This window comes from Corynebacterium sp., from assembly GCF_012838985.1.
Taxonomy (GTDB): Bacteria; Actinomycetota; Actinomycetes; order Mycobacteriales; family Mycobacteriaceae; genus Corynebacterium.
Map to the genome: position 1 here is coordinate 1 of NZ_DUOE01000187.1, position 5,680 is coordinate 5,680.

Below are 5,680 nucleotides of genomic sequence, written 5' to 3' on the forward strand. Positions count from 1 at the left end.
GGTCGGGGTCGTCGGGTTGCTCGGGGGATGGGTCGGTGACCTGCTGCTCATGCGGGAGGGGCGCCTGGCGCAGGGGGCGGCGGCGTTCGCGGTGAATCAGGCCGCGTACCAGTGGCTGCTGTGGCGGGCAGGGGCGCGTGTCCGTCGTGGGCCGCTGGCGGTGCACGCGGTGCCTTTCGCGGCGGCGGCGTGGTTCGGGCGTGCGCACCTGGGGCTGGTGGGCACATACGGGGGGATGGTCGCCGCCACCTCGGTGCTCGCCGCGGACCCGGTTGTGCGGGGGCGGGGAGTGGCTGCCGGGGGACATCTGTTCCTCCTGTCTGACTCGTTGATCCTGGTGAGGATGGTGATCCCGGAGGGGAACCGGGCGCTGGGGCGGGGTCTGGATGTGGCGGTGGCGGTGACCTACGTGGCTGCGCAGCGGCTGCTCGTGGACGGCCTGTTCCGGCGCTGACTACCCTGGTGGTCATGACTTCCCCCGTGAATGAAATGGTCACCCGCACCCGCGAAGGCGTCGATGCGTTGCAGGCCTCCCTCACCGCCGCATTCCAGGAGCCGGAACGCGTCGCCTACCTGGTGGCGGGGGAGTTGAGCGCCTGGTCGCGTCTGTTGGGGTGGGCGAAGACCAATGTCGTCTCCACGGCGGTGACCATGCCGCCGTTGGCGGCCACGGCCCTGCGTCATGACCCCTCGCCGGTGCTGCTCGCCGGCATGGCGGGTGGGTTGGTGGGGGACCTGGCCAAGCTGCGCGCTCCGGACAACACCCCCGTCATGGGCATGTTCGGCATCGCCGCGCAGCACGCCGCCTATTCCGCCAAGCTCTACGACCGTGGTGCCCGCCCCTCGCCGGCACGGCTCGGTCTCCGGGCCGCCGCGTGGGCCACCGGAGTCGGTCTGGCCGCCTGGAAGAAGCCGTCTCTGCTGGCTCCGGCCGCTTTCGCCGGACTCTTCGTGTCCGCGACCTCGACCCTGGCGGATGACCGTGGGATCCAGGACGGCAGGACCGTCCGCAAGGGGCTGGGGCACGGCGGTAACCTGCTCCTCGCCGCCGAGGGGGTGGCGCTGCTGCGGGAGACGCTGCTCACCGGTGACTCCCTCGGACACCGCGCGCTGGATGCCGGGGCACGGGCCTCCCAGGTGATCGGCAACATGCTCCTCATGGACGGCCTCACCCGGGACTGATCTCAGGCGGCCCGCACGGACTGCGGCGGGCCGAAGGCCACCATCCGGTAGATGACGTCGGGCCGGTACTCGTCGGGCGTGATCGAGTTCGGCATCCCGAACTCCGCGGCGACATGAGCCACGGTCTCCGCCACGTCCTCCCGCGGGATCTCGGCGGGCCAGAAGGACCAGACGGTTCCTCCGCGCTCATGGACGGAAGCCGCACCGTGGTGGCGGAGCTCGTCCCTTGTCTGGTCGATGAACTCCGCGCGGTGGTGGGTGCAGAACAACGCGGCGGTCACCATGATCCTGGCCAGGGTGCCCTCGCGTGGTTCCTCGAGGCTGGCGAAGTAGCGGATGCCGTCGAGAAGCAGGAACGTGCCGTTCGTGGCGCGTGCACGCAGCTTGCGGTGCCGGGGAGGCTCGGCGACGCCCGGCGGGGTCTGGGGGCGGTCGGTGACGGTGGTGGTGGACAGCTTCTGCCGGTGGGTGGTCTTCTTCTTCGCCATGGCCCCACGATCGCACGCTCCCCCGGGGTGGGGAAGGGGGCGGCGGTGGGCCTGTGGACAACTCGCGATCAGTGTGACGTGTCACTGAAAATCTGTGGACAACTCTCCCTCCCGGAGGAGCGTTCGAGAGCATAGCCCCAGTTCAGACCATGAAAAGAGTGCGCAGTTGCGCACTCAGCGCAGGCGGGCCAACCGCGGGCCGAGCACCGGCTGCAGCCGCTTGACCACGAAACCGATGAGCAGGGCCGCCGCGACCGTGCCCTCACCGACACCGACGACCCGGCCGGCGAAGAGCAGTGCCAACGTCAGCGCGGAGAGCACCAGCACGATGTCGAAGACGACCTTGACGTAACCGAACACGAAGATGCGCCGCTGCCCGAACACCCGGGAGAGCTCACTGGCGATGGTCAGCACGACCGCCTCACCGGAGAGCATGACCGACCGGGCGGTGATCTGGAAGACGATGCCGACGGACAGGACGACGATGGCGGAGATCGTCAGCAGCCACTGCTGCCAGTACGCGGAGTAGTTGATCCAGGAGGTGGCCCACAGGGCGGCGTCGTTGAGCAGGCCGAACACCAGCACCACGGGGAGCTGCAGCAGCTGGACCAGCTGGAAACGACGCCGGAGCAGCAGCATCTGCACCCCCAGGAAACCGGCGTTGAGCAGGATCGTCGCCGTACCCAGCGTCACCGGGGAAATGAGGCTGATGACGTAGGGGACCGAGGAGATCGTGGTCGTGCCGAGGTCGCTGCGCACCGACAGGGCGATGCCGAAGGACATGATCAGGAGGCCGACGAACAACAGGAGGAGTCGCCGGGGAGCGAGGACGGTCACGTCAGGAGCGGTCCGCCATGGTGGGACGGATCGGGCGCGCCAGCTGGGTCATCTCCCGGCGGCCACGCAGCTCCACGGACTTCATGACCGTCCAGCGGGCCTGCTCCGCCTCATTCGCGCTGCGCAGCGTGGCGGCGTTGGTGAGGACACGGCCGTCGGTGTCCTTGGCCAGCTCGGTGAGACGGGCGGCGGAGTTCACGGCGTCACCGATGACGGTGTACTCGAAACGGTCGGAACCGCCGATGTGCCCGGCGACGACGTGCCCGGCGGCCACGCCGATGCCCGCCTGCAGGGTCATGCCCTTGAGCTCCTGGCGCAGCTCACGGGCCGCGGTGAGCGCATGGGAGGTGGAGTCCGCCAGAGAGATCGGCGCACCGAAGACGGCGAGCGCCGCGTCACCCTGGAACTTGTTGATGATGCCCTTGTTGCGGTGCACCACCTCGACGACGTGCTCGAAGAACTGGTTGAGCGCCTCGACGACCTCCTCCGGCGTGTGGTTGACCGCGAAGGTGGTCGAGCCGATGACGTCGACGAAGAGGACGGCGACCTTGCGGTCCTCGCCGCCCAGGGTGGGCCGCTCCTCGAGGGCCCGCTTGGCCACCTCGGTGCCCACGTAACGGCCGAAGATGTCGCGCACGCGCTGGCGCTCCTTGAGGCCGCGCATCATTTCGTTGAAGCCGGCCTGCAGGACACCCATCTCGGAGCCGTCGTAGATGTCGACCTGGACGTTGGTGTCGCCGCGGCGGACCTTGTTGATCGCCTCCTGCAGCTCCAGGACCGGGTCGACGACGCTCATGATGGCGAAGGTCGTGCCGATGAAACCGGTCACCAGCGCGGTCAGGGAGAGCGCCACGATGCCCGGGATGAGCTCCCCCGCGTTGCCCATGAAGTAGCCCGCGCGCTGCCCCACGGCAAGCAGCAGGATGCCGAGGACGGGCAGCGCGGTGGTCATGACCCACGTCAGACGCAGACGCTGCGTGATCGGCGGTTCCAGGGTGGAGTCCTCGAAGCGACGGGCCAGCGCCTCCGCCGCCACCGGGCGCACCAGACGCTCGGCGAGCAGGTACGTCAGCAGCACGACGACCATGCCGGTGAGGATCGTCGCGATGCCGATGACCAGCGCGAGTCTCGAACTCGTCGTCGCCGCGACCACCACCGCGATCGCGATGCCGATCACCCACACCACCGCGCACACCACCGCCTGGTAGACCGGCAGCCGCATGACGAGGTTGCGCACCATGTTGGGGTCGTGGTCCTCGGGGTGGCGTTGCCAGGCCAGCACGGGCCGGAACAGCATGAGTGTGGCGATCACGGCGACGATCACCGCGAACGCGAGGTACGTCATGCCGATGACCTCGACGTGGGAGACTTCCGCGGTGAAGCTGCGGACCTCCGGCATCGGGATGAGGAACCGGATGAAGGCCATGACGGCCAGCGCGCCGATGAGGTTCGCCGCGAGCACCGACGCGGCGTAGAGGGGCCACGAGGTGCCCCACAGCCACTTGAAAGCCCGCAACAGTCGATTCATGGTTCCTTACTTTAACCTCCCGCACCCTCCCGCGTGGGCACCGCACTGCCAGGGTGAATAGGGTGGATCAGGTGAACTCCGTTGCACAGCGCCTCGCCGACACCCCCTCCGTCCGGGACACCGTCCTCTCGGCCGCCCGGGCCGCCCGCGCTTTCGCACGTGGGGAGGCCGAGCTGGGCAGCGCCATGGCGCACGCCTGGATCCTCACGGGGCCGCCGGGTTCCGGCCGCTCCGTCGCAGCGCTCGCGTTCGCCGCGGCGCTCGAGTGCTCCGACCCCACGGAGATCGGCTGCGGTCGCTGCCGCCACTGCCGTGACGTGCTTGCCGACGCCCACACGGACGTCCTCCACATCGTCCCCGGGGGACTGTCCATCTCCATCGAGGAGATGCGCGACATGCGCCGGGAGGCGGCGAAGCTGCCGACGGTCTCCGACTGGCGCATCGTCATCATCGAGGACGCCGACCGCCTCACCGGTCCTGCGGCCGACGCGATCCTCAAGGTCGTGGAGGAGCCGCCGCCGCACACCGTCATCCTCATGTGCGCCCCCTCCATCGACCCGGAGGACTTCTCGCCGACGCTGCGCTCCCGCTGCCGCCACCTCTACGTGCCCTACCCCTCGGTGGAGTACATCGTGGACCTGCTCGTCGCCGAGACCGGGGCCTCCCCCGAGGACGCCCGCCTCGCCGCCGTCGCCTCCGGGCGGCACATCGGCCGTGCCCGCCGCCTGGTCACCGACCCGGAGTCGCAGAAGCGACGCGCCGCCGCCCTCAACCTCGCCGAGATGGTCTTCCACCGCGACGAGGTGTTCAAGGCGGCGACGGGGTTCCTGAAGAACGTCGACAAGCAGGTCAAGGAGATGAGCGACGAACAGGACGCAGAGGAGCTCGCCCGCCTCGAACGCGCCCTGGGCAAGGGCGGCCGCGGCAAGGGCACGCAGAAGGCGATGGACGGCTCAGCCGGCGCGCTCAGCGACCTGGAGAAGACCCAGAAGACCCGCCGCAACCGTCGCAAGCGGGACTTCATCGACCTCGCCCTCGTGGATCTCGCCGGCCTCTACCGCGACGCCCTCATGCTCTCCACGGGGGCCGCGGTGGGCCTGACCCACCCCGACTTCGAGGGCCTGTCCCGCGAACTGGCGGACAAGGTGAGCGAACCCGGCCTCGTCGAATGCCTCGACGCGATCACACTGGCCCGCGAGCACATCAGCGTCAACGTCACCCCGACCATCGCCATCGACGGCATGCTCGGACGCATCCGCCTCGCCTGCGGCGCTTCCTGACCTGTGATTTCTCCGCCCGCCGTGCGTGCGCTAAAATGGCGCATCGGTACTGTTCATGCAGGGCCACGCCGCCTTAGCTCAGTCGGTAGAGCGTCTCACTCGTAATGAGAAGGTCGCGAGTTCGATTCTCGCAGGCGGCTCCACGACACCCACCTCCCTCCCCGGGGAAGTGGGTTTTTCCGTGCCGCTGATCCCTCATGTTGGGGAGACGGGGGCCTGACCCCCGGGGGACACCCCCGGGAGACTGTGACCATTCTGTTGCCATGGGTCCGGGCGGATGCTTCCCGGGGCGACTGTTCGGGTGGGGAACTCACCTGGGGCGGAACTGTCCGATTTCTGCGACGGCGCATGTCACCGGGGGTAAA

The 5,680-nt window shown here is 69.1% G+C and carries 6 protein-coding genes and 1 tRNA gene; 4 read left to right on the plus strand and 3 right to left on the minus strand.

Features of this window, described 5'->3' with window-relative positions; all coding sequences use genetic code 11:
- Positions 1-454: lysoplasmalogenase family protein (locus GXZ33_RS10735; RefSeq protein WP_291341025.1), on the plus strand; the 454-nt coding region annotated here is incomplete at its 5' end.
- A 14-nt stretch (positions 455-468) separates the two neighbouring features.
- On the plus strand, positions 469-1,182 hold the full coding sequence (locus tag GXZ33_RS10740) for a lysoplasmalogenase family protein (RefSeq protein ID WP_291341026.1): 714 nt from the start codon (positions 469-471) through the stop codon (positions 1,180-1,182).
- 2 nt (positions 1,183-1,184) lie between these two features.
- On the opposite strand, the gene GXZ33_RS10745 is transcribed toward GXZ33_RS10740, so the two are convergent.
- The 3 genes from GXZ33_RS10745 to GXZ33_RS10755 all read right to left on the minus strand — a co-directional run bounded on the left by GXZ33_RS10745 (position 1,185) and on the right by GXZ33_RS10755 (position 4,035).
- Positions 1,185-1,670, minus strand: a complete 486-nt coding sequence (locus tag GXZ33_RS10745) for a hypothetical protein (protein WP_291341027.1) — start codon at positions 1,668-1,670, stop codon at positions 1,185-1,187.
- Between the two features lie 174 nt (positions 1,671-1,844).
- Positions 1,845-2,507: a DUF6198 family protein gene (locus GXZ33_RS10750; RefSeq protein WP_291341028.1), complete on the minus strand. Its 663-nt coding sequence runs from the start codon at positions 2,505-2,507 to the stop codon at positions 1,845-1,847.
- Between the two features lies 1 nt (position 2,508).
- Positions 2,509-4,035: an adenylate/guanylate cyclase domain-containing protein gene (locus GXZ33_RS10755; RefSeq protein ID WP_291341029.1), complete on the minus strand. Its 1,527-nt coding sequence runs from the start codon at positions 4,033-4,035 to the stop codon at positions 2,509-2,511.
- 71 nt (positions 4,036-4,106) lie between these two features.
- Here GXZ33_RS10755 and GXZ33_RS10760 point away from each other — a divergent pair, with 71 nt between their 5' ends.
- The gene (locus tag GXZ33_RS10760) at positions 4,107-5,315 is read left to right on the plus strand and encodes a DNA polymerase III subunit delta' (protein WP_291341030.1); all 1,209 of its coding nucleotides are present in this window, start codon (positions 4,107-4,109) and stop codon (positions 5,313-5,315) included.
- Positions 5,316-5,382: 67 nt separating this feature from the next.
- A tRNA-Thr gene (locus GXZ33_RS10765) sits at positions 5,383-5,458 on the plus strand.
- Positions 5,459-5,680: the final 222 nt, after the last annotated feature.

Coding starts and splice junctions, on each gene's coding strand:
- GXZ33_RS10745 (WP_291341027.1), bottom strand. CDS start 1,670: ATGGCGAAGAAGAAGACCACCCACCGGCAGAAGCTGTCCACCACCACC.
- GXZ33_RS10755 (WP_291341029.1), bottom strand. CDS start 4,035: ATGAATCGACTGTTGCGGGCTTTCAAGTGGCTGTGGGGCACCTCGTGG.
- GXZ33_RS10740 (WP_291341026.1), top strand. CDS start 469: ATGACTTCCCCCGTGAATGAAATGGTCACCCGCACCCGCGAAGGCGTC.